Annotated in this window: 20 protein-coding genes; 7 read left to right on the top strand and 13 right to left on the bottom strand. The window is 62.4% G+C overall.

Features of this window, described 5'->3' with window-relative positions:
- The first annotated feature begins 82 nt into the window (after nucleotides 1-82).
- Nucleotides 83-874, top strand: coding sequence for a GntR family transcriptional regulator (locus tag ACSKT0_RS12020; RefSeq protein WP_236810892.1), 792 nt, complete (start codon nucleotides 83-85; stop codon nucleotides 872-874).
- 92 nt (nucleotides 875-966) lie between these two features.
- Here the strand turns inward: ACSKT0_RS12020 and qcrB are convergent, their stop codons facing one another.
- The 4 genes from qcrB to ctaE all read right to left on the bottom strand — a co-directional run bounded on the left by qcrB (nucleotide 967) and on the right by ctaE (nucleotide 5,303).
- The gene (gene qcrB / locus ACSKT0_RS12015) at nucleotides 967-2,640 is read right to left on the bottom strand and encodes a cytochrome bc1 complex cytochrome b subunit (protein WP_437770035.1); all 1,674 of its coding nucleotides are present in this window, start codon (nucleotides 2,638-2,640) and stop codon (nucleotides 967-969) included.
- Nucleotides 2,618-3,688 carry a cytochrome bc1 complex Rieske iron-sulfur subunit gene (gene qcrA, locus ACSKT0_RS12010; RefSeq protein ID WP_437770034.1) on the bottom strand — a complete coding sequence of 357 codons (1,071 nt, stop codon included), beginning with the start codon at nucleotides 3,686-3,688 and terminating at the stop codon, nucleotides 2,618-2,620. Before qcrA ends, qcrB begins: the two co-directional genes overlap by 23 nt.
- 99 nt (nucleotides 3,689-3,787) lie before the next feature.
- Entirely contained in the window at nucleotides 3,788-4,576 is a 789-nt protein-coding gene (gene qcrC / locus ACSKT0_RS12005; RefSeq protein ID WP_236810898.1) for a cytochrome bc1 complex diheme cytochrome c subunit, read from the bottom strand.
- 88 nt (nucleotides 4,577-4,664) lie between these two features.
- On the bottom strand, nucleotides 4,665-5,303 hold the full coding sequence (gene ctaE / locus ACSKT0_RS12000; RefSeq protein WP_236810900.1) for an aa3-type cytochrome oxidase subunit III: 639 nt from the start codon (nucleotides 5,301-5,303) through the stop codon (nucleotides 4,665-4,667).
- A 148-nt stretch (nucleotides 5,304-5,451) separates the two neighbouring features.
- On the opposite strand from ctaE, the gene trpD reads away from it, so the two are divergent.
- Nucleotides 5,452-6,510 (top strand): anthranilate phosphoribosyltransferase, encoded by a 1,059-nt coding sequence (gene trpD, locus ACSKT0_RS11995; protein ID WP_437770033.1) that lies wholly within the window; start codon nucleotides 5,452-5,454, stop codon nucleotides 6,508-6,510.
- Nucleotides 6,511-6,533: 23 nt separating this feature from the next.
- On the opposite strand, the gene ACSKT0_RS11990 is transcribed toward trpD, so the two are convergent.
- Together ACSKT0_RS11990 and ACSKT0_RS11985 are read right to left on the bottom strand one after the other, a co-directional pair.
- Entirely contained in the window at nucleotides 6,534-6,815 is a 282-nt protein-coding gene (locus ACSKT0_RS11990; protein ID WP_395248256.1) for an Lrp/AsnC family transcriptional regulator, read from the bottom strand.
- Between the two features lie 61 nt (nucleotides 6,816-6,876).
- Nucleotides 6,877-7,275 (bottom strand): DUF3054 domain-containing protein, encoded by a 399-nt coding sequence (locus tag ACSKT0_RS11985; RefSeq protein ID WP_437770032.1) that lies wholly within the window; start codon nucleotides 7,273-7,275, stop codon nucleotides 6,877-6,879.
- A 154-nt stretch (nucleotides 7,276-7,429) separates the two neighbouring features.
- Here ACSKT0_RS11985 and ACSKT0_RS11980 point away from each other — a divergent pair, with 154 nt between their 5' ends.
- Nucleotides 7,430-7,804, top strand: a complete 375-nt coding sequence (locus ACSKT0_RS11980) for a VOC family protein (protein ID WP_437770031.1) — start codon at nucleotides 7,430-7,432, stop codon at nucleotides 7,802-7,804.
- 118 nt (nucleotides 7,805-7,922) lie between these two features.
- A complete protein-coding gene (locus tag ACSKT0_RS11975; RefSeq protein WP_437770030.1) occupies nucleotides 7,923-8,342 on the top strand; it encodes a VOC family protein in 420 nt (139 codons plus the stop codon).
- Between the two features lie 62 nt (nucleotides 8,343-8,404).
- Here the strand turns inward: ACSKT0_RS11975 and ACSKT0_RS11970 are convergent, their stop codons facing one another.
- The gene (locus ACSKT0_RS11970) at nucleotides 8,405-9,931 is read right to left on the bottom strand and encodes an LCP family protein (protein WP_437770029.1); all 1,527 of its coding nucleotides are present in this window, start codon (nucleotides 9,929-9,931) and stop codon (nucleotides 8,405-8,407) included.
- A 119-nt stretch (nucleotides 9,932-10,050) separates the two neighbouring features.
- On the opposite strand from ACSKT0_RS11970, the gene ACSKT0_RS11965 reads away from it, so the two are divergent.
- The 3 genes from ACSKT0_RS11965 to ACSKT0_RS11955 all read left to right on the top strand — a co-directional run bounded on the left by ACSKT0_RS11965 (nucleotide 10,051) and on the right by ACSKT0_RS11955 (nucleotide 15,673).
- Nucleotides 10,051-10,683: a LysE family translocator gene (locus ACSKT0_RS11965; RefSeq protein WP_437770028.1), complete on the top strand. Its 633-nt coding sequence runs from the start codon at nucleotides 10,051-10,053 to the stop codon at nucleotides 10,681-10,683.
- Between the two features lie 80 nt (nucleotides 10,684-10,763).
- Nucleotides 10,764-12,839, top strand: a complete 2,076-nt coding sequence (locus tag ACSKT0_RS11960) for an Ig-like domain-containing protein (RefSeq protein ID WP_437770027.1) — start codon at nucleotides 10,764-10,766, stop codon at nucleotides 12,837-12,839.
- A gap of 29 nt (nucleotides 12,840-12,868) precedes the next feature.
- The gene (locus ACSKT0_RS11955) at nucleotides 12,869-15,673 is read left to right on the top strand and encodes a LuxR C-terminal-related transcriptional regulator (RefSeq protein WP_437770026.1); all 2,805 of its coding nucleotides are present in this window, start codon (nucleotides 12,869-12,871) and stop codon (nucleotides 15,671-15,673) included.
- On the opposite strand, the gene ACSKT0_RS11950 is transcribed toward ACSKT0_RS11955, so the two are convergent.
- The 6 genes from ACSKT0_RS11950 to ACSKT0_RS11925 all read right to left on the bottom strand — a co-directional run bounded on the left by ACSKT0_RS11950 (nucleotide 15,661) and on the right by ACSKT0_RS11925 (nucleotide 23,771).
- Entirely contained in the window at nucleotides 15,661-16,137 is a 477-nt protein-coding gene (locus tag ACSKT0_RS11950; protein WP_437770025.1) for a GbsR/MarR family transcriptional regulator, read from the bottom strand. The genes ACSKT0_RS11955 and ACSKT0_RS11950 overlap by 13 nt on opposite strands.
- 46 nt (nucleotides 16,138-16,183) lie before the next feature.
- Nucleotides 16,184-17,806: an ABC transporter permease gene (locus tag ACSKT0_RS11945; protein WP_437770024.1), complete on the bottom strand. Its 1,623-nt coding sequence runs from the start codon at nucleotides 17,804-17,806 to the stop codon at nucleotides 16,184-16,186.
- Nucleotides 17,803-18,789: an ATP-binding cassette domain-containing protein gene (locus ACSKT0_RS11940; protein ID WP_437770023.1), complete on the bottom strand. Its 987-nt coding sequence runs from the start codon at nucleotides 18,787-18,789 to the stop codon at nucleotides 17,803-17,805. The genes ACSKT0_RS11945 and ACSKT0_RS11940 overlap by 4 nt, the downstream gene beginning before the upstream one ends.
- 139 nt (nucleotides 18,790-18,928) lie before the next feature.
- Nucleotides 18,929-19,612 carry an alpha/beta fold hydrolase gene (locus tag ACSKT0_RS11935; RefSeq protein ID WP_437770022.1) on the bottom strand — a complete coding sequence of 228 codons (684 nt, stop codon included), beginning with the start codon at nucleotides 19,610-19,612 and terminating at the stop codon, nucleotides 18,929-18,931.
- Nucleotides 19,613-19,690: 78 nt separating this feature from the next.
- Nucleotides 19,691-22,423 carry a LuxR C-terminal-related transcriptional regulator gene (locus ACSKT0_RS11930; protein WP_437770021.1) on the bottom strand — a complete coding sequence of 911 codons (2,733 nt, stop codon included), beginning with the start codon at nucleotides 22,421-22,423 and terminating at the stop codon, nucleotides 19,691-19,693.
- 160 nt (nucleotides 22,424-22,583) lie between these two features.
- Nucleotides 22,584-23,771 carry an MFS transporter gene (locus ACSKT0_RS11925; protein ID WP_437770020.1) on the bottom strand — a complete coding sequence of 396 codons (1,188 nt, stop codon included), beginning with the start codon at nucleotides 23,769-23,771 and terminating at the stop codon, nucleotides 22,584-22,586.
- Nucleotides 23,772-23,788: the final 17 nt, after the last annotated feature.

Here is a 23,788-nt window from a genome sequence, read left to right as displayed (position 1 = left end):
TCCGCGGCGATCAACTGGTCTAGACCTGCCCGTGGATTGGCCTACGCTTATTTCATGAGAGATTTCGTGGCCGGAGACCGTCGTGCCCGCTGAGGCAGCACGTATCGCGGGGGAGATCGACCGCAAGAGCGGCACTCCCATCTACGTTCAACTGCGCGAGATCCTGCGCAGCTACATCTCCGAGTCCTGCAAACCCGGTGCGGCGCTGCCTTCGGAGCGGGACCTTTCCGAACGCTTCGGGCTTGCCAGGATGACGGTGCGGCAGGCCATTGATGCCCTCGTCGGCGAGGAGGTCATTGAACGCGTGGTTGGATTGGGAACTTTCGTCCGCAAACCGAAGCTCGACCTCCAGGTGAAGCTCACGTCGTACAGCGAGGAAATGCAGCGCCGCGGCATGGTCCCGGCGGCCAAGGTCCTGAGCTTTGAACAAATCTCGGCCAGCGCCTTCCTCGCGAGGGAGCTCCAGCTGGAGGAAGGGACGCCGTTGGTCCGCTTCAGACGGCTCCTCCTCGCTGACAACGAGCCCATGAGCGTGGACGAGAACTTCATCCCTGCCCATCGCGTGCCAGGTCTCCTGGACGATGCGCCCCCCACATCCCTCTACAACGTGCTGAGTGAGAAGTACGGACTGGTGATGGAGTGGGGAGAGGACATGATCGAAGCAACAGCAGCTTCGCCGTCAACGGCGCGGCTCTTGAACGTAGATGTCGGAACTCCCTTGCTCAAGATCCAGCGCCACGCATTCGTCGCACGCGCGATGGTGGACTACTCCGTCTCCTACTACAGGGCTGACCGGTACAAGTTGTGGGTCCCGTTGCAGCGCCCGGGCGTCCGGTCCACCCGGAGCCAATCGACGGGGTACCGCACCCACTAGCACAAAGCCGGGAACCGCCCGCTTGGAAGCCCGAAGAACGAGATAAGGCCCCGTCCACATGGACGGGGCCTTATCTGTGCTATCTGCTGGAGCTAGTGGCTAAGGCTCTTGTGCTCTTCGCCGGACTCGATGGCCTCATGGTGGCCATGTCCGTGAGCGGCTTCAAGCTCAGCCGGCGTTGCCGGAGCAACACGGTCTTCGAAGAACCACTTGGACAGCGCCGCGCGGCGCTTCTCCTTCGGGGTGACGACGCCATGCTCGTTCGGCTCAGCCGGCAACGGGGAAAGCGATTCGAAGCCCACAAGCTTGTAGTGCTTGTAGTCGTCCAGTGGCGCGTGAACCTCGATGAACTCACCATGCGGCAAGCGCACGATGCGGCCCGTTTCGCGGCCGTGCAGGGCAATCTCGCGGTCCTTGCGCTGCAGCGCAAGCGCCACGCGCTTTGTCACCATGAACGCAATGATCGGGCCAATGAAGAACAGCGTGCGCAGCCAGTACGTGACGTCGTTCAGGGCAACGTGGAAGTGCGTTGCGATGAGGTCCGAGCCGGCCGCCGCCCACATGACGCAGTACCAGGTAAACCCTGCGACGCCGATGGCAGTACGGGTAGGAGCGTTGCGAGGACGGTCCAGAACGTGGTGCTCACGGTTGTCCTTGGTGATCCAGCGTTCGATCCACGGGTACATGAACAGCACCGTGAAAATGATGCCGGCGGGAACCAATGCAGGCAGCAGCACATTCAGGGTCAGCACGTGGCCGAAGATGATGTATTCGAAGTGGAAGTCGTTGACAACGCCAGGCATGAGCCGCAAGGCGCCATCGACGAAGCCGATGTACCAGTCAGGCTGGGTACCTGCCGACACAGGGGAGGGGTCGTACGGTCCGTAGTTCCAGATCGGGTTGATCGTGAACATCGCAGCCATGAGCGCGACGACACCGAACACGATGAAGAAGAAGCCGCCGGCCTTAGCGGCGTAAACCGGTCCCAGGGGGTAACCGACGACGTTGCCGTCGTTGCGGCCCGGGCCGGGGTACTGCGTGTGCTTGTGCACAACCACCATGAAGAGGTGGATGACGATCATCAGCAGAATCATGGCAGGAACGAGCAGGATGTGCAGCACGTACAGGCGGCCGATGATGGCTGTACCCGGGAACTCGCCTCCGAAAAGGAAGAACGAGATGTACGTTCCGATCACCGGGATGGACTTGATGACACCGTCGATGATTCGCAGGCCGTTGCCGGAGAGCAGGTCATCGGGAAGGGAATATCCGGTGAAGCCTTCAGCCATGGCCAGGATGAGCAGGACGCCGCCCACTACCCAGTTCATTTCACGCGGCTTGCGGAAAGCGCCGGTGAAGAAAACGCGCAGCATGTGCACACCAAGCGACGCCACGAACAGCAAAGCCGCCCAGTGGTGGACCTGGCGGAAGAACAAGCCGCCGCGAATGTCGAAGGAAATGTTCAGCGACGAGTTGTACGCGACGGACATTTCGACATTCGTGAGCGGGGTGTACGAACCCGAATAGTGGGTCTCAGCCATGGACGGGTCGAAGAAGAACGTCAGGAAGGTACCGGACATCAGGAGAATGACGAAGGAATACAGCGCCACCTCACCGAACATGAAGGACCAGTGGTCGGGGAAGACCTTCCGGCCGAATTCACGCAGGATTCCGGATCCGCCGACGCGCTCGTCAACGAAGTCCGTGATCCGGCCAACCTTGGTTTTCGGTACGAAGGGGACTTCAGCTGTTGATGAGGCGCTCATGCTCGTCACGCTCCCAGTAACTCGGTCCTACAGGTTCTTTGAAATCGCTCGTGGCTACGAGGTAGCCCTCAGCGTCCACCGCGATGGGCAGCTGGGGGAGCGGACGGCTGGCGGGGCCGAAGATAACCTTGCATTCCTTGGTGAGGTCGAAGGTTGACTGGTGGCACGGGCACAGCAGGTGGTGCGTTTGCTGCTCGTAAAGAGCAACCGGGCAACCGACGTGGGTGCAGATCTTGGAGTAGGCAACGATTCCGTTGTAGCTCCAGGTTTCGCGGCCCTTGGAAATGGTCAAGTCATCCGGGTTGAGGCGCATGAGCAAAACGACGGCTTTGGCCTTCGCGTTGAGCTTGCCTTCCTGGAGTTCGTTGAGGCCTTCCGGGATCACGTGGAATGCGGAACCGATGGTCACGTCCGATGCCTTGATCGGAGTTCCGTCAGGGTCGCGGGTGAGGCGCTTGAGCTTGCCGTCCTGGGGAGCCCACATGGTGTGTGCGAGCGTGTTGTCGGGACGGGGACCAAGGTCACCGAATACTGCCAAAGCCGGAAGAGGCGCCAGTGCCACGGCACCCAAAAGGGTGTTGCGGATCAGCGGGCGACGCTTGATGCCGGTTTCCTCGACGATGTCCTCGACGATTCGCACGGCCGCCTGCCGGTCTTCCTCGGTGCGGATGGCGTGGCGCTCTTCCGAAACCTCGTGGTCCGGCATGAGGGCCTTGGCCCAGTGCACGATGCCGGTGCCGATCCCGAGCATCGCAAATGCGGTGCCCAGGCCAAGCAACAGGTTTTGGGTGCGGATCGTTGCGATCGTGGAGTCTTGCCCAAGATCGATGGCAAAGTACGACACCAGGAAGATCACCGTGCCGATGACGGAGATGCCAAACAGTATGGCCACCTGTCGCTCGGCTCGCTTAGCGGCTCTCGGGTCCGTGTCAGCCAGGCGCAAACGGTGCGGAGGAAGCCCAGGATCCTGGAACTTCTCCACATCATTCTGACCAGCCGTAGCTACGGTGCCCGAGTGGTTCGGACTGCCGTCACTATGGTTGCCCATAATTCGCCTCATCCTTCTCTCGTTGTCCCGGCCGTAACCGGGTTAATGTTCAATTCAAAACTGCTGTGGGGACAGCAGAAGTTTTTGTCGTGCGCTGGCCTAGGACGTACGGGACGTCAGCCAGATGGTGAAGGCAATGATGACGCCGAGGCCTGCAACCCAGACGAAGAGACCTTCGGATACCGGACCCAGGCCCCCCAGGTCGTTTCCACCAGGCGAGCCGTTGGTTTCGATCTTCTTCAGGAAGGTGATGATGTCGCGCTTGCCCTCAGGAGAGATGTTCGCGTCGTTGAAGACCGGCATGTTCTGCGGACCAGTGGCCATCGCTTCATAGATGTGCTGGCCTGAGACACCAGCCAGGGCCGGAGCGAACTTTCCACGGGTCAAGGCGCCGCCAGCCGCTGCAGCGTTGTGGCACATCGCGCAGTTCACGCGGAAGAGCTCGCCACCCTTGGCGGCATCTCCCTTTTCGTCGAGCAGCGATGCGTCGGGAATTGACGGGCCAGCGCCGAGCGAAGCGACGTAGGCCGCCAGCTGCTGGGTCTGCTGCTCGTTGAACTGCCGCGGCTTTTCCTGGGCCTGGGGTCCGTTCATCTGCATGGGCATACGGCCGGTGCCAACCTGGAAGTCAACCGCAGCAGCACCCACGCCGACCAGCGAGGGGCCGTCCTTGGATCCGCTGGCGCCCATGCCGTGGCAGGTGGCGCAGTTGGCGGCGAAGAGCTTGCCGCCTTCCTGGGCGTCGCTTGCGCTGAAGGTAGTGGTGTCTGCCTTCGCCTGGTTGACCGTTGTGGCAACGGCGTAGAGCCCACCAGTGACGAGGAGTCCCATCAGCAGCAGCGCAATGGCTGCCAGTGGATGACGTCGCTTCTGCGAGAGTGCCTTCACGTGGTGGTTCCTTTATTCGATCCTGCGTCGGCTCCGCGAGCCGCTTCTTTAAAATTCATCCTCTTGAGGAACAAGAGTCGGTGCCGGGCTACTTCAGTACGTAGATGACCAGGAAGAGGCCGATCCACACAACATCCACGAAGTGCCAGTAGTACGAGGTGACGATTGCCGAGGTCGCTTCAAAGTGTCCGAACTTCTTGGCGGCGTATGCGCGGCCAATGATGAACAGGAAGGCGATGAGGCCGCCGATGACGTGGAGACCGTGGAAGCCGGTTGTCATGTAGAACGCGGAGCCGTAGGCATTGGCCGAGAGCGTCACGTGCTCGGACACAAGCATCGCGTATTCGGTGGTCTGCCCGGCAACGAAGAAGGAGCCCATGATGAACGTCAGGATGAACCATTCGTTCATGCCCCAGCGGGTGAACTGCAGCACACCGCCTCGACGGCGCGGCTCAAGTCGCTCGGCAGCGAAGACGCCCATCTGGCAAGTGAAGGAACTCGACACGAGGACGATTGTGTTTACAAGCGCAAACGGGAAGTTGAGCTTGCCGGTTTCTTCCGCCCACAAGGCGCCCGACGTGGAGCGCAGCGTGAAGTACATGGCGAAGAGACCGGCGAAGAACATCAACTCACTGGAAAGCCACACAACGGTTCCAACGGAAACCAAATTGGGGCGATTCAGCGTCGGGTGCGCCGGGGTACTGGGGGCATGGGTCGCAGATGTCACAAGGACATTATGTCTGTAAAAGTCCGGACTTCCCAATGCGAACCGCCATTTGGGGAGACTTTTTCTACAAACACGCGAATTCGCGCGGAAAAGTTCCCGGCGTCCTTAGCATTGGTCACGGAGCAGGGTGGATCGCTAGCATCAAGTGGTGACTTCACAGGCATCTGCAGAGCAGGCAAGCAACTCGTGGCCCGGACTCATCTCCGCTTTGATCAACGGGCATGACCTCTCGGCCGGGAACACGGCATGGGCCATGAACACAATCATGTCCGGAGAAGCCGCCCCTTCCCAGATTGCCGGTTTCCTCGTTGCCCTGCGGGCCAAGGGTGAAACGGTGGATGAAGTCACCGGACTGGTCGAGGCAATGCTCTCCAACGCCAAACCCGTGAGCATTCCGGGTGAAAAGCTTGACATCGTAGGCACAGGCGGCGATCGGCTGAACACAGTGAACATCTCGACGATGGCGGCCCTAGTGGCGGCCGGCGCGGGAGCACGGGTCGTAAAGCACGGGAACCGGGCGGCGTCGTCGTCGTCGGGCTCCGCCGATGTCCTGGAAGCCTTGGGCGTGAGGCTCGACTTGCCGATCGACCGGGTGGCCCGGAATGCCGAAGAGGCGGGAATCACCTTCTGTTTCGCCCAGGTATTCCATCCGTCGTTCCGGCATACCGGTGTTGTGCGTGCGGAACTCGGCATTCCCACGGCCTTCAACTTCCTGGGACCAATGACCAACCCCGCCCACGTCCAGGCTTCAGCCGTGGGTGTTGCCAACGCCGCGATGGCTCCCTTGATCGCCGGGGTCCTGGCGCGCCGAGGGAGCCGCGGATTGGTGTTCCGCGGGGAAGACGGACTCGATGAACTCACCACCACCGGACCATCCACGGTGTGGGAAATCAGGAACGGGCAAGTCACCGAGCAGCGGTTCTCGCCGGCGGATCTTGGTATCGCTGCGGCGACCGTCGCCGATCTACGAGGCGGCGACGCCAAGGCGAATGCCGCCGTCGTGCGCGAAGTACTTGAGGGGAAGCCGGGCCCGGTCCGCGATGCCGTCGTGCTCAACGCCGCCGCAGGCCTGGTGGCCTTCGACACTACTGCCGACGGACCGTTCTTGGAACGAATGAAGTCGGCCTGGCTGCGGGCCGCGGAATCCATTGATTCCGGAGCGGCTTCCAGGGTCCTCGACACGTGGGTCGGACTAAGCCAAAGCTAGGCGCGGCGCCAGGATTCCGGCTGTTACTGCTCGAAGCCCAGCGTAAACGCGGCGTCCAGATCATGCTGTGAGTATGCTCGGAAGGCGATGTGCGTGGTGGTGTGAACTACTGCGGGAACCTTCGAGAGTTTGTCGGCGATGACGTCCGCCAACTCCTCATGCTTCGCCACGCGTGCCACGGCAATAAGGTCCCATTCCCCTGTGACGGAGTAGACCTCGCTGATCCCTTGGATGGCGGAGATCTCCTCGGCCGTCTCCGGAATGCGTGAAGCGTCGGTCTTGATCAGGACAAAAGCGGTGATCACTGGGGGCAGCCTTTCCGAAGTGCAGCAGTGGACGTAGCAAGCCTAGTCCATCGGCGGGTGCTTAGGCCCGGCGGCTCCGTCGACGGGCCCGCATCACGAGGGCGATGACGGCGCGGTAGCCAAGCAGCAGGATCGCCAAGCTGATCAAGGCGACAATGATGAACGCGAGCACCACGGTCTGTCCGGTGGCCGCACGCAAAAGCATGCCCCCGGCGACGGCTCCGATCCATATGCCGACGCCGGCCGGCCAGGTCTTGAAGGGTGCCCTCCAGGCCCGCACAGTGAGCCAACCGATCACGGCACCGGCAAGAAACGGCCAAGCCGTGGCAAAGACCCCGGTCAGCACATCAGCACGCTGGTGCGCGTCGCGGCCAATGGCGGCGAAAACAAGAATGAGGATTGCGTCTGCCAGTCCGGCGATGAGGGCAGTGCGGACCAGGGCGGAATTTGCAGCAGGCATGGAAACGACACTATCCCGCACTGATGCCGAACTCGAACCGAAGGTCCTACGCATGCCACCAGGCTGTTGAACCCGCGCCCCTTGAACCAGCACTGAGTACCGCGGAAGATGTGGCTACGACACTTGAAGCGACGCCGATCCCCGGAGGTACGACATGAAGTTGATCCAGGTTGCCCAGCGGGCGGTGGACCTCGACCGGGCATCGGAGTTCTACTCCCGGCTGCTGGGCGGCGCGCCAACCGGAAGATTCGATCCGCCCGGCCTGCTCTTCTTCGATCTCGACGGCGTCCGGCTTCTCCTGGATCGCGGCGCCCCGTCGTCGCTGATCTACCTTGACGTAGCCGATCTCCGGCTCTCAGTGGAAGGGCTCCGCGCCTCAGGGACGAAGATCGTCCAGGAACCACAATTGGTCTACAGCCACGTCGACGGAAGCCTTGGACCGGCCGGGACCGACGAGTGGATGGCCTTCATCAAGGACAGCGAAGGCAACACAGTGGGCCTCGTCGGCCGTGAGGCGAGTGGCAGTTAGGAAGCGGACAGCCGCCGTCGAGCAAGAAAAAATCTGCCTGTAGATGGTCCCGGCGGGCGCTGTTAGCATGACGAAAAGGTAGCTGATCGTGCTGCCCCAAACACTGAGGAGCCATGTAATGACCACGAACCTCAACCCCTACATCAGCTTTCGGGACAACGCCAAAGAGGCAATGACTTTCTACCAGTCGGTCTTCGGAGGCGAGCTGACCCAAAGCACCTTCGCGGAGTTCCACGCGAGCGAAGACCCCGCCGAAAGCGACAAGATCATGCACTCGGCACTCAAGACAGACAACGGATTGCTGCTCATGGCCGCGGACACCCCCAACAGCATGGATTACAGCCCGGGAAACAACATCTCGGTGTCCCTTAGCGGCGACGACGAAGCGGAACTTCGAGGCTATTGGGACGGACTGGTCGACGGCGGGACGGTCACCGTGCCGATGGAGAAGGCGCCCTGGGGGGACATCTTCGGGATGCTCACTGATAAGTTCGGCATCGCTTGGCTGGTCAACGTTTCGGGAGATCAGCCTCAGTAACGCAAAACAGAAAGCGCCCTCCGCCCCGCGATGCGGGACGGAGGGCGCTCTGTCTTCCGGGGCTATCCGACCGGGTTGGTCGTCTGGCAGGTCTGGTCCTGGGCGGTCTGGGCAACCACATCGTTGGGCTTAGGGGCCGGAAGCGTGGGCTTGTCCCCGGTAGCGAAGTCTTGCCCGGCGTAGAGCTGGACTCCCTGGACGCTGGCGACCTGCTGCACGCTCGCCGACGGCAACCCGAACATTGCTGCGACGTCCGCAGCAACGTCGGCGAATCCGGCACCGTAGTAGACCATCGTCTGTGGCCTGGCATCGGCTTGGATCTTGGCCAGCTTCGTGAATCCACCGGCGGAGAGCAGCGATCCGATCTCCTGGCTCCTGCCGGTCACGCCCGTTCCATTGGCGACGGTGACCGGTTGGAGCGCCTTGTTGTATCCGGCCTTCGGAGCTTCGGTCGATGGAGCAGGGGACGCCGCGGCGCTTGGTGCGGGCTGGCTGAGGTCGGGGCTCTTCGTCAAGGCAGCAAAGAAGTTGCTCGCCGCCGGTTGGTCGAGGTCGAGCCGGTTGGGGTCGGACGCCGCCGGGACGTTGGGCACGGTGATGAAGTTGACCTTCGCCGGGTCAATGTTCTTGAGCCTGCCCGCGATGGTCAACAGGGCCGGAACCGAGGCGAGACCGTTGTCGACGGTGAGGTTCTTGGTGACGGTATCGGCAATGCCGAGCATCTTCTGGGGGTTTCCGAGCGTTCCGTCAGCCTTGAGCTTCCGCACGAGGGAACCAAGGAACGATTGCTGCGCCTTGATCCGTCCGAGGTCTCCGCCATCGGAAAATGCATGGCGGGTGCGCAGGAAGGCCAGGGCCTGGTCGCCTTCCACCTGTGAGGTGCCCTTGGGCAAATGCAATCCGGAATCGGGGTCGTTGACCGCAGCGCTCACGCAGACGTCGACGCCACCGACGGCCTTCGATAGTTCGGTCACTGCGTTGAAGTCGGCCATCATGAAGTGGTCAACCTCCAAACCCGTGAGCTTGTTGACGGTGTCAACAGCGCAGCCGATGCCAGCCTCGGCCATGGCACTGTTGATCATGGCATTTTGCCGTTCAGGGTATTGCTTGCCTGTTTTGTTGTCAGTGCAGGCCGGAACGTCGACCAGCAAGTCCCGGGGGAAACTGATGACGTTGACATGGTTGTTGTCCGCGGAAATATCCAGCAACATCATGACGTCCGATTGGCCGTAGCCGGAGGATTGATCGGTGGTGCCGAACTGCCCGTTCTTCCCGCTTCTGGTATCAGTGCCCAGGACGAGGATTTGAAGCCGGTCCTTGCTGTCGTCCACCGGTCCTTCCGTCCTGACGCCGCCGGCGCCGAGTGCGGATGATGAGATGTTGGACTGAAGGCGCCATACCCAATACCCTCCGAACGCGATGACTGCGATCAGCAAGACAGCCACTGCGGCGCTCGTGATTTTGAACCAGCGGGGCGAGCGGCGAAAGCTGAACCGCCGGCTGCGGGCAGCCAGCTTTCCCTGGCCCGGGTAGGCAACAGGGGGTGACTGACCCGACTCCGGGCTGGGTGCATCGTGGCGAGTGACCAAAAGGGGAACTACCTCTCCAGGGGAAATACGGACGGCCCTATTGTAGCCGGGGGGTCTGGGAAGCTTCCGTGAGGCCCGCGGTACCTAGTGCAGATACCGCGCAATGATTCAATGGAAACATGACTCTGAGTTCACTTGCGGCGTTCGTCGGATTGTGCGTGATTTTGGCGCTCACGCCGGGCCCGGACTCGTTCCTCGTCCTGAGGTACAGCCTTTCAAACGTCAAGGCCGGCCTCTCGGCCGGCCTCGGTTCTTCGCTTGGCAGCATCTTTTGGGCAGGGCTTGCCGGCATTGGATTGGCAGCCCTTCTGGAGCAGTCGGCCGAGGCCTACAGGGTAGTGAAAATCATTGGTGGCCTGTATCTGATCTACCTCGGGATCAGCGCCTTTATCCACAGCCGGCGCGGAAAGCCTACCCGCCACGAACAGGATGCCCCGGAGAACGGCCCCAAACTGCGCTCGAGTTTCTTCGCAGGACTTGTTTCGTGCATGCTCAACCCCAAAGTCGGCCTGTTCTTCCTCGCTGTGGTGCCCCAGTTCCTTCCTCCCGGGGAAGCATCCTTTGGGCAGACGATGATTCTCGGAGTAATCGACTTCGCGATTTCGATGCTCTACCTCGGAGTCCTGTCTTTGGTGGCAACCAAAGCCGTTCTCTGGCTGAAAAAGCCATCTGTGACGAAAGCACTCGAACGGACCTCTGCCGCGATCCTTACGGCGCTTGGCCTGGGGACCGCGGTTTCAGCAAACAGTTGAGCTGGGGTGACCTATTCGTTGTGAATAGTATTTGATCCCGCCCAAGGGGCCGGCCGGGTCGGGTACCTAGTGTTCCCGGTATGAGGCCTCTTCCAGTACGCAAGCCCTTGGCTGTGCAATTGTCCGTCTTCCTGCTCGCGAGCGCCGTTGGAGCTCTGGGGCTCAGCGTTCCTCCTGCAAATGCTGCGTCACCAGCTGTGTCCGTCGCTCCGGATCCAACTCCCACCAAACTGGACTTCGCCAACGTCAATGGAGATACGTGGATCGTGCCGGCCGGTGTGCGCTCCATCGATGTCCGGGTCTGGGGCTCCGCCGGCGGCGGTGGCGGACCAATCAATATTCCTGGTACCGCTTTTGTTGTGAGCAATGATGGTCCCGGCGGAGCAGGGGCCGACATTCGCGCCACGCTGCAGGTAACGCCCGGCGAGGCGCTGAAGATTTACGCTTCAACACCTGGCGGGGGAACAGGGTCGCGACACAACCCAGGCGGCGGGGGAGTGGGTTTCATTCGCGGAGGTTCAGGTGGTACCGGATCCCTCGCTGGATCTGCTGGTGGCGGTGGCGGCGGCGCGAGTGCCGTAGTCGACGGGAAGGGCACGCCGCTTGTTGTCGCCGCCGGTGGGGGCGGAGGCGCAGGCCACGGAGCTGCTTTCGTGTACTGCAACGGCGGTGCAGGCGGTGCCGCCAACCAGAATGGCCAGTCGGCTGACGGGTGGTGTGCGGGCGGGGCACCTGGCGCTGACTCGGGAGTCATCGGGCCTGTCGGCGCGGCGGGAACCGGCGGTGGCGGAGCCGGAAGTTCGTCCAGCGGCGGCGGTGGGGGCGGTGGCGGCGGCGGTTGGCTAAGTGGTTCAGGTGCTCTTGGCAGCCGCGTAGGTGGCGCCGGGGGCGGTGGTGGCGCTGGCGGCAGCAGCTATGTTGACCCCACCGCAAGCAACGTGATCAGGGGCTACAACGCGGGTAGCGGCTGGGTCAGCATCTGGTACACCCCCGACTACGCAACAACAACCAGCGTCATCTCGGCAACGAATCCTTCCATCTTCGGCACTCCCGGCGGCTACGTCGCAACAGTCCTCAACTCCGACCTCCACGGAGTGGTTCCACGTGGCGAGGTCGCAGTTATGGACAGTGGCGGCACGGAACTGGCAACCGCTCCAGTTGACGCCGCTGGAACTGCCAACATCAGTGCAATCGACCTACACGCGGGTTCCCACGATCTCACCTTCCAATACCGGCCACGCAACGCCGATTCCTACAAATTCCAGTCCTCCGCGGCATCCTTGACCCAACTCGTACAGCCTCTCGCAACGCGGATCGTCAATGCGACGGTTTCCGCCGACCTCCTGAGCAAGCCCGCTACGATAACGGGCACGGTTTCGGCTGACATCGCCGCGGCGGTCGCGAAGGTCGCGACTGCTTCGAGAGCTCTTTCTCCTGCTGTGCCCACGGGGGAAGTGACATTAAGTTCGAACGGCGATGTTCTTGGAACGGCCCCGTTGGATTCGCGAGGTGACTTCACCACCGCGATCCCCTGGGCTGAGGGTAATCGCACAGTTCAACTCAGCTACGACGGTGACACCAACTTCAGGCCCGCCGAACCGGTAATGATTCAAGTGAACGCCGCGCGGGCCCAACCGACGGTCCTTCTTGTTCCATCGTCGACTTCCATCTCGGAAGGCCGGACCGTGGACCTACGAGTAAATGTCACGGCGAGCAGCGCGCTTCCGGTGCAGCCTGGCGGAACCGTCATTCTGACAGTTGACAACCAGGTCCGCCTGACCGCGGAGACCTTGGTCTCCGGCTCGGCCGCCGTCACCCTTCCGGCGTTGTCCACGGGGAACCACGAAATAACGGTGGAGCACTCGGGGGACGCCTATTTCCTGCCCGCCTCGGGAACGCCGGCTTCGGTCACAGTGACGGCTCCGGTCGTGCCAACGGTCCCGGCATCACCCGGAGCGCCAGGCATGGCGTCATCCATCGTGGTCTTGCCCACGGCATCGACAGCGTCGTATGGCAACCTGGCGTACACCGGGTCTAACGGTCCGGTCTTCACAGGATTGTGTCTCGGGGCCGTTGCCGCGCTCGTTCTGGGTCTGTTCCTCCGACTCTGGAGCCGACCTCGACACATTGGCAGAACCCGCGGCCCACAGGGATGAAAAGGCTGATCTGCCAATAATATGGCGGCATGACGTCACGTACGGTCGTACATCCCGCTCTATCAAGCGATGACACTCCCGCCGCTGTACTGAAACGCACACGCCAGTACCGTGGCGGGATTGTCGTGCTCACTGGGATTCAGGGGATAGGAAAAACGACGTGGTGCTTGCAGTTCATGGATGCCCTAAGGCGGGCAAACGTGGTGGCGTGCAGTGCGGACGCTTTTGAAAGTAGCCTTCCACTCTCCTTTGTTGACAAGCTTCTTGTGGCCTTGGGCCATCGCGAGGCCGAGCCCCTCTCGGATCCGGTCATTGCGGCCCGCCAACTATTGTCTGCGCTAGCTTCCCGGCCGAAGAACATTAGTTGCATTGTCGTGGACAATGCCCAATGGATAGATGAACGCTCCGCCAAGACCCTGCGGTTCGTGCTGCAGAGACTCGCCGACGACAGGATCACAGTTGTCTTGGCAGGTGTTTCAGGGCCCGGTACCGCAGCCATCGATCGGATGGTGGCTGATGACCTGTCCAGGGGCTTTATCAAACGGGTCGCCATGGAACCGCTGAGTCCGGAACAGGTCCAGGATTACGTGGCGCGGGTCTGGGATCGAACGATGTCGGCGCGTACGGCTGAACGGCTTCGATGGAGCACCGGAGGTACTCCCTTGTTGATCAACGCCGCAATGGAGCATGCCGCCGGGCCCGAATATTCCGCCCAGAACCCCTGGCCCGATGCCCTGCCGTACATCGCCCCTGGAAACAATCCCTTTGCCGCCATGCTCGACGCATTGGAGCTTGGACCTGCCCGATCCGTCGTCGAGTTCGTGTGTGTCAGTCGCGACCCAATTGAACAAGAGCGCTTGCAGCGGATTGGCTCCGCTTTGAATGAACCAACGGATGTCGCGGCAGCATTGGCGAGCGGGCTCGTCCGGGGCACACGGGTCGGGCAGACCGTTCAATTGCGCCCGTTTCGTGATCTGCTCGCTGTCGGGGTGCGGGACAACCTCAAGAGCCACCGCTTGTCTTCCATCCACCGCGCGATTGCAGGCGAACTCGATGATCCGAGACTTGCGCTGCAACATCGATTGCTGGTGCAGGAACCCGGGACGGCCGCACTCTATGCGGATGTGACCTCCGGCGTCGATCACGCTTTGGCCGATGGCCAGCCGGAACTCGCGTTGCAATACCTACGCTCGGCGATGGACAGGTTCCAGGGAAGCCGCCGGGACGACTGCATCATCGAAGCCTGCATCGTTGCGTCCGTCCACCATTGCATTGCCGAAGTGATGGACCTTCTGCCTCAGGTGCAATCCATGCGTCCCGGCGTAGTGCGGGACTTCGCGCTGTTGCAGTTGCTTCAAATGAGGCCGGATCTGGACCGTGTCGGCCAATTTGCCGAAGAGCTGATCGCGAAAGAACTGAACCACCCTGACGAGGCCCTGCTGCGGGCCCACATTTCGTTGGCGATAGTCGTTTCACGCATGGTCTCCGACGATAAGTCCTCCACCGCCGTCGCTGTCGCCCAAGCTCACCGATACCTGGAGCAGCTGAGCCAGTCCAAGGGGGCGGTACACGACCCTAGGCTTCGGCACCTGCCCTCAGGCAGGGACCTGGGCCTGCAATTCGATGGATTCAACCTCATCGGTGCAAGCGGCACCGAGGATCCAAACCTGATCTCGAAGGCTTTTGCGTCGCTCAGTGCACGGATCGCTGGAGCGAACGACAGTCCTGCCTTGGCCGACGCATTGACCTGCAGAGCCGGCTTCCTCAGCGTGACCGGTGGCATCGAACAGGCCACGGTCGATCTGGAGAGAGCCATGGAAGTCTCGGCTTCGACCGGGGCGGGCCTGGCAATCGGGCACACCAGGGTTGTGCTCGCATACTGCTATTTCCTGCTGGGAAGGGTGCCGGAAATGCTGACGGTGGTCCGCACGGCGCAATTGCTTTCTCTGGATGTCAGCGATGTTTCCTCCCGCCCCCTCGTTTTCTCGATGTCCGCGGTCCTCGAGGCAGTACAGGGCCGTTCGGAATCATACGAAGCTGCCTTGCGCCGCGCGGAAGAAGTCCGAATGAGCGAATATGACACTTTCGGAGTCGAACTCAGCGGCCTTGCAAAGCTCGAACGAGCCCGTTCCTTGGCCGAATGGCAACAACAGCTGGACGCATCAGAGGCGATCACACTAGCCACGCCATCGACACACAGTTACAGGATTGACGCCTTGGCTGGACTGGGTCGTGCGGAGGAAGCGGACAGGTTGTTGCAGGCCTGCAAGGACATGAATGGTCGCGGATGGTGGCCGGTGTATGGCTCGCTGGACTGGTTGGAAGGCAGGGTCAGCGAAGCGTATGGACTATCCAGCCAGGCGGCCAAGTTCTACCGGCTTGCGGCGAAGGAATCGCGCTTCCCTTTGTCGCAGGGCATTGCCCACCTCGACCTTGGCCGGCTGCTCATCTCGATGGGAAACACCAAAGCCGGTGCGACCGCCCTGAGGGGTGCCGTAAGGATCTTCCTTGCACTCGGCGCCGCGCCGTACCTCAGCCGTGCGATGAAGTTACTCGACGGGCTGAGCGACAGGCCCGCCAATCCGTACCTACAGGCATTCGAGTCCCTTACTGGACGGGAACGGGAAATCGCCTTTTATGCCGAACGAGGCATGACCAACAAGCAAATCGCCGCCCAGCTATTTGTTTCGCCCGCCACCGTGAACTTCCATATCCGGAATGTCCTGGCCAAGCTCGGCCTCCGCTCTCGGCGGGAACTCGGCCAGCTATTCAGTGCCGGTTTTGAAGGCTCCGCTCCGAGCCAAGCCCGCACGCCCTTGCGTCATCCCTTCTGATCATCGCGGCGTTTCTCCCATTCGGTCATGAGTTCGGGGAGCCGGGCATCCAGGAATCTGTAGAAGCTCGCCATTTCCTCCAGCCGGCCGGCGGCCGTGGAGGTGCGCTCACCAATTGCTTTGCTTGCGGCGTCGGCGAGGTCTGCGAGCGCGCGGTAGACCGGACGTTCCTGGGCGAAGGCTGCCAACCAGGAATTGGGCGGAACCTCGTAACGGTCACGGCGACTGCCGGGCTGGGCCACCCTCCTCACGATTGCTATGGATTGCAGATAGCGCACCGCCCCGGAGATTGCTGCTGCGCTGACACCGAGCACCGCACCTAGTTCGAGTGCCGTCAGGCCCCCGTCTTCCGCGACGGTCAGCGCCATGAGAACGCGCGCAGGCATTTTGGGCATGCCGGCGGCAGTAAGGATGGCGGCCGATTGTTCGGCCGCCTCGCGAAGTGCTCGTTCGTCTCTGGCCATTCGTTGCTTTCCTTTCTCGGCCTGCCGGTCCGGCCGTTCCTCGGCGCTAAGCCGTGTTCAGTTCTCGCCGCTTCATGCCCGCTGTCGCCACAATCGCGACCACCACCGCGATGCACAACATCCATAAGCCACCGCTCCAGTCCGTGGAGGTGCCGATCGGCACGGGGGAGTGGGTGAACGGTGAAATGTCGCGAATCCATTCAGGCATGCCCACGAGCCCGCCGAACAGCCCGAATACCGTGCCGAGGCCCAACAAGGTCCACCCCAGGCCAACCGTCCACGCGGGCAGCGCGACGAACACGAGCGCCAGCACGCTGAGGTACGTCAATGCTGCCGGCAGCTGGGCGGCTGCCGCGGCGAAGGAGTCGCCGACGCGCGCTGAGTCATCGCCCACTGCCACGGCGCTGAGCCCGGACGCCGCAGCCCCGCTGAGAAGCACCAGCGCGATTGAAGCGGTGCCCACAGTAAGGTAGCCAATCAGCCACCGGGCTCGTGATACCCGCGTCGCGAGCACTTGCTCAGCTGTTCCGGCGACCTCTTCCTGACGCATCCTGATGATGACCTGTGTTGCGCAGGCGGCGGCAAGCACGCCGACCATCACGAAGATCGCCGAGATAAAGAGCTGGACGAGCGAACCTTTGCCTCCGGGAATGAGGCCTTCCATGATCTTCTGCACATTTGGGTCGGCTGTTGCCGCACCGGCGACCGCATGGGCAAGGCTCCCCGTAAGCAGGCCTCCGAACGCGCTGCCAACGCACCAGCCCACCACTGTGGGCCACTGCAGTCGCCATGCGAGACCCAGTGACGTGGAGAGGGAGCTACGGGCGTCAACGCGGCCGAGGCGGCCGGCGAGCAGGCTGGCGCCGCTGTCGCGTTGCGCCTGGAGGACGAACACGAGCGAGAGAAACGCAGCACTGAGTGCCAGGTTGAGCAGCAGGGGGGTGAGAGTGTTCGCGTTATAGGCAAGGGTTTGCTGGCCCCAGCCGATGGGCGAGGCCCAACTCCACCATGACACCGTCATGTGGAGGTGGTCGGCCGAAGGGGTTCCGAGGGCGTCACCGATCCCGCGGATGACGTACGCGGCTGTGACTGCAGCCGCGGCCACGCCGTTCGCGCCGCGGGAGGTGCGCATGAGTTGGGCGGCGAATAGTCCGACAGCGAGGAAGGTGAGTCCGACGGCCGCCGTCGCGCAGCCCGCGACGAACGATCCTCTCGCGTCCAGTCCGCCGGCAATGAAGGCGAGCGCCACGAACAGCCCGATAAAAACGTTGACGAGGGCGCCGTAGATGATCGTGGCTACCGTGGGCAAGGTACGGCCGGCCGGAGTCGCGGCGAGGAGTTCGGCCCTTCCGGACTCCTCCTCGGCCCGCGAGTGCCGTACCGACAGGAAGGTGTTCATGAGGCCGGCGAGCACGGCGATGAACGTGAAGATTTCGAAGAAGACGAATTGATCAAGTCCGCCTCCTTCGGGTGTTCCCCGAAGCATCAGAATGCTCGGGTTGGCGACGGCGAGCTGCAGGATGTTCTCGCGTCCCGCGGGGTCGCCGTACGTCTTTTCAACCGCGGAGACGGAGAAGAGAGCCAGTAGTGCGATGCCGACAATCCAGATCAGCAGCTGCAGGCGGTCACGCCGCAGTCGCTGAAGGAGCAACGTGACAAGAGTGCTCATCGCACGCTCGCCTCCTTGGCGGCTTCCCGACGTCGGGCCTTGCGTGAGTGGGGCAGCGCGAGCGAGGCTTCAGCCGGATTGAGCTCATCGCCGTAGTGCCGCAGGAACAGTTCCTCGAGCGACGGGGGAGCGACCCTCAGGCCTTTGACGTCGAGTTCCGTCAGCACAGGCAGCAGGGACGAAATCTTGTCACTGTCCACGGTGAAGCGGGCACGACCGTTGACAAGGGCTACGTCGTGGACGGATGGAATGCGGGCAATGTCGGCATCCGTCAGGCCGTTGCGTGCGAATGACACCTCTGTGCGAGTCAGATGGCGCAGCTCCGCAAGGGTTCCGGATTCCACCGTCTTGCCGGCGCGGATGATGGTCACGCGATCGCAGAGTTGCTCGACCTCGGACAGGATATGGCTCGAGAGCAGCACGGTGCTGCCTAGCGAAGCCACACGTCTGATCTCCTGGTTGAAGACGCCTTCCATGAGTGGATCGAGCCCGCTGGTGGGTTCATCGAGAATGAACACGTCGGCCGGCGACGCAAACGCGGCTACCAGGGCTACTTTCTGGCGATTGCCTTTCGAATAGGATCGGCCTTTCTTGGACGGGTCCAACTGGAAGACTTCAATGAGCCTGGCCTTGCGCTCAGCGTATGCGGCCTTGTCGTCCGTGCCGCCGCGCAAGCGGCTGAGCAGGTCGATCGCCTCGCCACCGGAGAGGTTGGGCCACAGGCTGACATCGCCGGGGACGTAAGCAATGCGCTTGTGCAGTTCCACCGCGTCCGTCCACGGGTCCTGGCCGAAGACCGTCGCGCTTCCGCCGCTGGCCCGTGCAAGACCTAGTAACACCCGGATGGTGGTGGACTTTCCCGCGCCGTTTGGGCCAAGGAATCCGTGCACCTCCCCGGCGTCGACAGAGAGGTCGAGTCCGTCGAGTGCGCGAACCCGTCCGTAGCGTTTCTCAAGGCCTCGGGCCTCAATCACTGTGTTCATGGTTCGAACGCTACGCTCGATTCACAAATTTGTGAATGTTCTTAACGGAACCTTAATGCGGCGGCGGATCGCTCGCACCGCCACGCGGCGCACAAGAGGCCGGTGGCGGTGCGCGGCTCGGTTCGTTGCCTGGTTCACCTCAACCTACGGAGGCAGCAGCCTTCCTGATCACGTCGGCGACCACCTTCGGCCGCGACACATATACGGCATGGCTTCCTGGCGTCTCGCTGACCGTTGCGCCTATCCGCTCTGCCATGCTGGTCTGCGCCACCGGTGGGATCATTTTGTCCTCGGTGACATGCAGATACCAACTGGGCTTCACCCGCCAGGCGGCTGAGGAAACGACTCCGCCGAGTGCTTCCAAGCCCCATGGGACCTGCGCGTCGGCCATAAATGCCGCTTCCTCGCGGGTGACGTCGCCGGCGAAGGACTCATGGAACTTATCGCGGTCGAGGAAGAGGTATCCGTCGACGGGAGGCAGGATGGGTGGCTGCGGGCTGTCGGCCGGGAACGTCCCAAGCAAAGAGTTCACTGACTCGCCTTGGTCCGGGGCGAACGCGGTGATGTAGACAAGCGCGGACACCTTTTCGTGACTGCCCGCCTCGGTGACGACGGCCCCTCCGTACGAATGACCAACGAGAACGACTGGCCCATTCGCTTTGTCAATCACTTGCAGGGTTGTTGACGTGTCGTCGGCGAGGGACTTTGTGGGGTTCTGGACGACGCGCACCTCGAAACCATCTGCCGTCAGCTCGTCGTACACACCCCGCCAGCCTGTTCCGTCGACGAATCCACCGTGAACCAGAACGATTGTTGGTTTCATGCTTTGCTCCTAACAGTGTTGGACAGGAGCAACGCTAGGCTTCCGTTCGCCCGTGGTAATCCGTCAATTGACGTACATTCAAGGACGTAAAGTGTTCGTGCCGGCCGAGAGGGCGTCACGCAAGCCGGCCCGCGTCGAGATCCCCAGCTTCGAGAAAGTACGCGAAAGATGAGTGGAGACAGTTCGCGGTGACAAGAAGAGGGACTCGGCGATCTGTTTGTTCGAGAGGCCCGTCGCCGCGAGGTCAGCAACTGCGGATTCTTGCGGGGTCAGTGCGCCGGAGCGCACCTCAGGTGCACCAAGTGCGCGAAGTTCCCGATCCGAGCGCAGGGCCCACGCAGTGGCACCCAGCTGAAGAAACATCTTCCTCGCTCCGCTGAGTTGGATCTTGGCGGCGGAGCGTTCCCGCCGGCGTCGAAGTTCCTCTCCGAACAGAAGCCGGATCCGCGCGTGATCGAACCGCCAGTGCTCAACGTCCGGGGTGGCAAGGGCAGACTCGAACTTTTCCTTCCAGTCCGGACCTTCGTCCAACAACCCGTGGGCGGCCAGGACAAGGGCACCCAACCGCGAGGAGTGGCTGGCGACTTCAGTACTTTCCAACGCCCGTAGGTGCATTTGTGCCTGGGCCCTGCGTCCCGATCGCGTGCCTGCTTCAATGAGATCGAAAGCCGACCAGATGGCGTGTGGGATGTACGCCGGAAGAATGCCTGGCGCGCTGATCGTCGCCGCATGGGTGAAGGCCTCGTCGAATCGGCCGGCCGGCAATGCCGTGAGGCACCGGATGTGCGACGAATAATTGGCGAGGGCGACAAGCCGCCGCGGCGCAGCCCAAATAAGGAGATCTTCGGCAGTGCCATGAGCGGGGGCTTCCTCTCCACGGGCCGCCTGGACGAGTGCCAACAGGAACCTGGCCGGTGCGGTGGTCAGTGCGTAACCGTGTTCTATCGAGAGGTCCATGCCCTCTTGGACCAACACCTCCAGCTCGTCCCAGCTGCCACTGAAGTAGTCGTCATTGGCGAGCAGAAAGAGCGCTTGAATGGCGGGAGTGATGGCTTCCCCTCTGCGCCCGTCTTCGACGACTTGCCAGAGGGCATCGCGCATGCCTCCGAGAGAATCGATGTATGCCCCGGCGGTGGCGAAACGCACTATGTGCAGCGGATCGGTAACGAATCGAAGTCCATCAATCGCGCGATGAAAGCGCTCGATAGATGCTCCCTCCGAGTGAGCCGCATCGACGAAAAGTCCGATCTGAAACTGGAGTACTTCCGGCAGGCCTCCGGGTGACGCCTGAGCCAGGAGAGGTTTCCAGAAGTCCCCATTGCCCCCGAAAAAACCGACCAGGACGAGTGTGTAGAGGGCTTCGGCATAATCACGGGCGTCCGCATCCGGCTCGGACGTTCCTGGTGCCAGGGCGGCAAGCAGGAGTCTGCGTGCGGTTGCAACGTCCCCCTCGCTGTTGAGCAGATCGTACGTCACAGCGATCACGGTCGCCAGCTGTGGTGGACTGGATTGGCTCCGAAGCGACTCAGCGAGCAGAGCCGGACTTTCTCCGATTGTCCCCGCAATCGATGATCCAAGATATGCCGCGCGCGCCACTCGGCGCTCACGGCCGCTGACGGAAGGAGTCAGTTCCGCAGCCCTGAGCATTGCAGCAGTTGCCCGGGTGCCGTCGCCAATCTCGATGAACCGCTGGGACACGTTTTCGAGAAGCGCCGCGACTTCCTCATCGGGGCCCGTTGCCGCCTGGCCGAGGTGCCAGGCCCGCCGTTCAGGTTCGTCGGCGAAGGCATCGGCGAGGGTTGAGTGCACGCGCCGGCGCTCTTCGTCCGTCGAGCGCTCGAACACGGCCGAGCGAATCAGCGGGTGACGAAATTCCCAACGCCCGGAACGGGAGTTGAAACGCACTACGCCCGCGCGCTCTGCTGGCGAGAAATCATTATGGCCAGCGCTCGGTGGAATGCATTTTTCGATGGTCAACCTGTTCTCGGCGCCGGCAAGGACCACGAAGAGCAACATTTCACGCGTGTGCTGAGGCAGCGCCGACAACCGGTCTTCGTAAAGCGATTTCAGTCGGTTCGTGAGGGGGAGCATGCTGGGCAACGGCTGCACACTAGGGTATTTGAGCGCAGCGGGGAGCTCGAGCAGTCCGAGTGGATTGCCAAGCGCCTCACCTTGGATCCGCCGTCGAACGCTTGCGGGCAGAGCCGGAAAACGATCGACGAGCAGAGCGTCCGCGGCGTCGTCGCTTAACGGAGGAACAAGAAGAGCCGGAAAGCCGCTGCGGACGAAGACCGTGTCCTCATCCAGTCGTGCTGCCACAAGGATCTTGGCCGATACCCCGCGAAGACGGCGGCCAAGGTAGGTCAGCGTCATGGCGGAAAGCAGGTCCATCCATGGCGAGTCATCCACCATCAGGAGCACGGAGTCCGATTTTGCGGCGGTCAGTTCCAGGAGGGAAAGCGCCGCGGCGCCCGCAACGAGGAGGCCGGGCATCGCGCCCGTCCGAAGTCCGCAGATGATGCCGATTGCCGCCTGGTGATCCGGCGCGAGCTGGGGGAGCGTGCCGATCAACGGGAGCAACAGCTGGTTGACCGTGCTGTACGGAAGTTCGGCTTCAAACTCGAGGGCCCGCGCGCCGAGCACTCGAGTGCCGTTCATGGCTGCTCGATCGCCGATGAATTCAAGCACGGCCGATTTTCCGACTCCGGGTTCTCCGGTGACCACGAGGAGGGAATCACCTCCGGACTCGTTCAGGAAAGCATCGATCCGCTCGACCTGGACATCCCGCCCATGCAACGTTGCTTCAATCAACGTGAGTCTCCGACGCGCGGCCTTCACCCATGAGGAAAGGTTAGGAGACGAGCTGAAGCGTGACAAGGATTTGCTCGCGACGGCCATGTCGCGACGGGCAGCCCGGGTGGCCACCCGCCATCGGGCTCAACGCTCCGCGGCGACGGCCGGTACGCCGCGATCAAACGCCGTCAGGAGCACCATGGATGCTCCAATGGCGACCAGAATCCAGACCAAGGTGTGGAAACCTGCGTCGGTGGCGGACGACCCAAAGGCGATGCTGATGAGGCTGGAGGAGCCGATCGCGCCCAAGTACATCGACGTCCGCAGCAAGCCCGAGGCCACGGCGATCTCCGCGGCCGTCGTTTGCAGGTACAGCGCTGCCTGATTGGCGAAACTGCTGAAACCGTTGGTCAGGCCCATCAGCAGGGTCATCCCGATGAGCAGTGCGACGCCGGAGCTGTGGTTCACCAGCAGCATCACCTCTGCGGAGAGGGTCAAAGCGACGCCTGCAAGGATCAACGGCCAGCGGACCCACGCCCGACCGGTTCAGTCGCATGCTTTGTTCCATCCACTGGCTGGCCCCGTACATCGATGCATATGTTGCCAGTGCGGCCAGGATCGTACGCAGGTAGGTACGCTGCAGCGGTCCGTTCCTGCCCAGCATCCGGACGTCGATCAGCGGACTGCGCGCATGCCGTTCCCGCAACAGCAGCGCCCCCGCCAGCACCACAGCGAGGACGGCAAGCCACCAGGCAGGCGTCGTGAGCGCCGATAGGAACACCAGCAGCGAGATGATCGCACCAGCAAAGAGGGCGATCCCCGGCAGGTCCAGCATGGTGAGCAGGCTAGCCAAGCCCTGTTTGCGGACCGGCGCGTCTTTCGCCACTCCGCGCAACGTGAGAGTGAATGCCAGCAGGGCCAGCGGAATATTGACCGCGAACAGGGCCCGCCAGCCGAACGCGCCTGCCAACACTCCACCAAGCGGCAAGCCGACGACGGCGGTCACCTGGGCTGCGATCGAAAAGTTGCCCAGGACGCGGCCCGGGACGCCGACCCCGGACTCATCGGCCCGCCGGCGGACCAGCGCCATCGCCGTCGGGTAGCACGCTGAAGTCCCGACGCCGATGAGTGCCCTCGAAATGAGCAGCACGCCCAGGTTTGGAGCCAGCACGCCCACGACACCAGCCAGCAGGAGGACAGCGACGCCGGAGAGGAAGGCCCGCCTGGGCCCGAAGAAGACGGAGAGTTTCCCCATGGTCGGTTGGGCCACTGCGCTACATAGGTACAGGACGGATATGAGTCCGGCGGTGGCGCCCGGACTCGAGCGAAAGTCAGTCCCGATGCCCACCAGCGCGGTGGCAATCATCGAGCTGTTGATCGGGT

The sequence above is a fragment of the Arthrobacter sp. KNU40 genome, from assembly GCF_051515115.1.
Lineage (GTDB): Bacteria > Actinomycetota > Actinomycetes > Actinomycetales > Micrococcaceae > Arthrobacter.
Note: the sequence above shows the minus strand (reverse complement) of the source record. Positions and strands in the feature narration are given on the sequence as shown.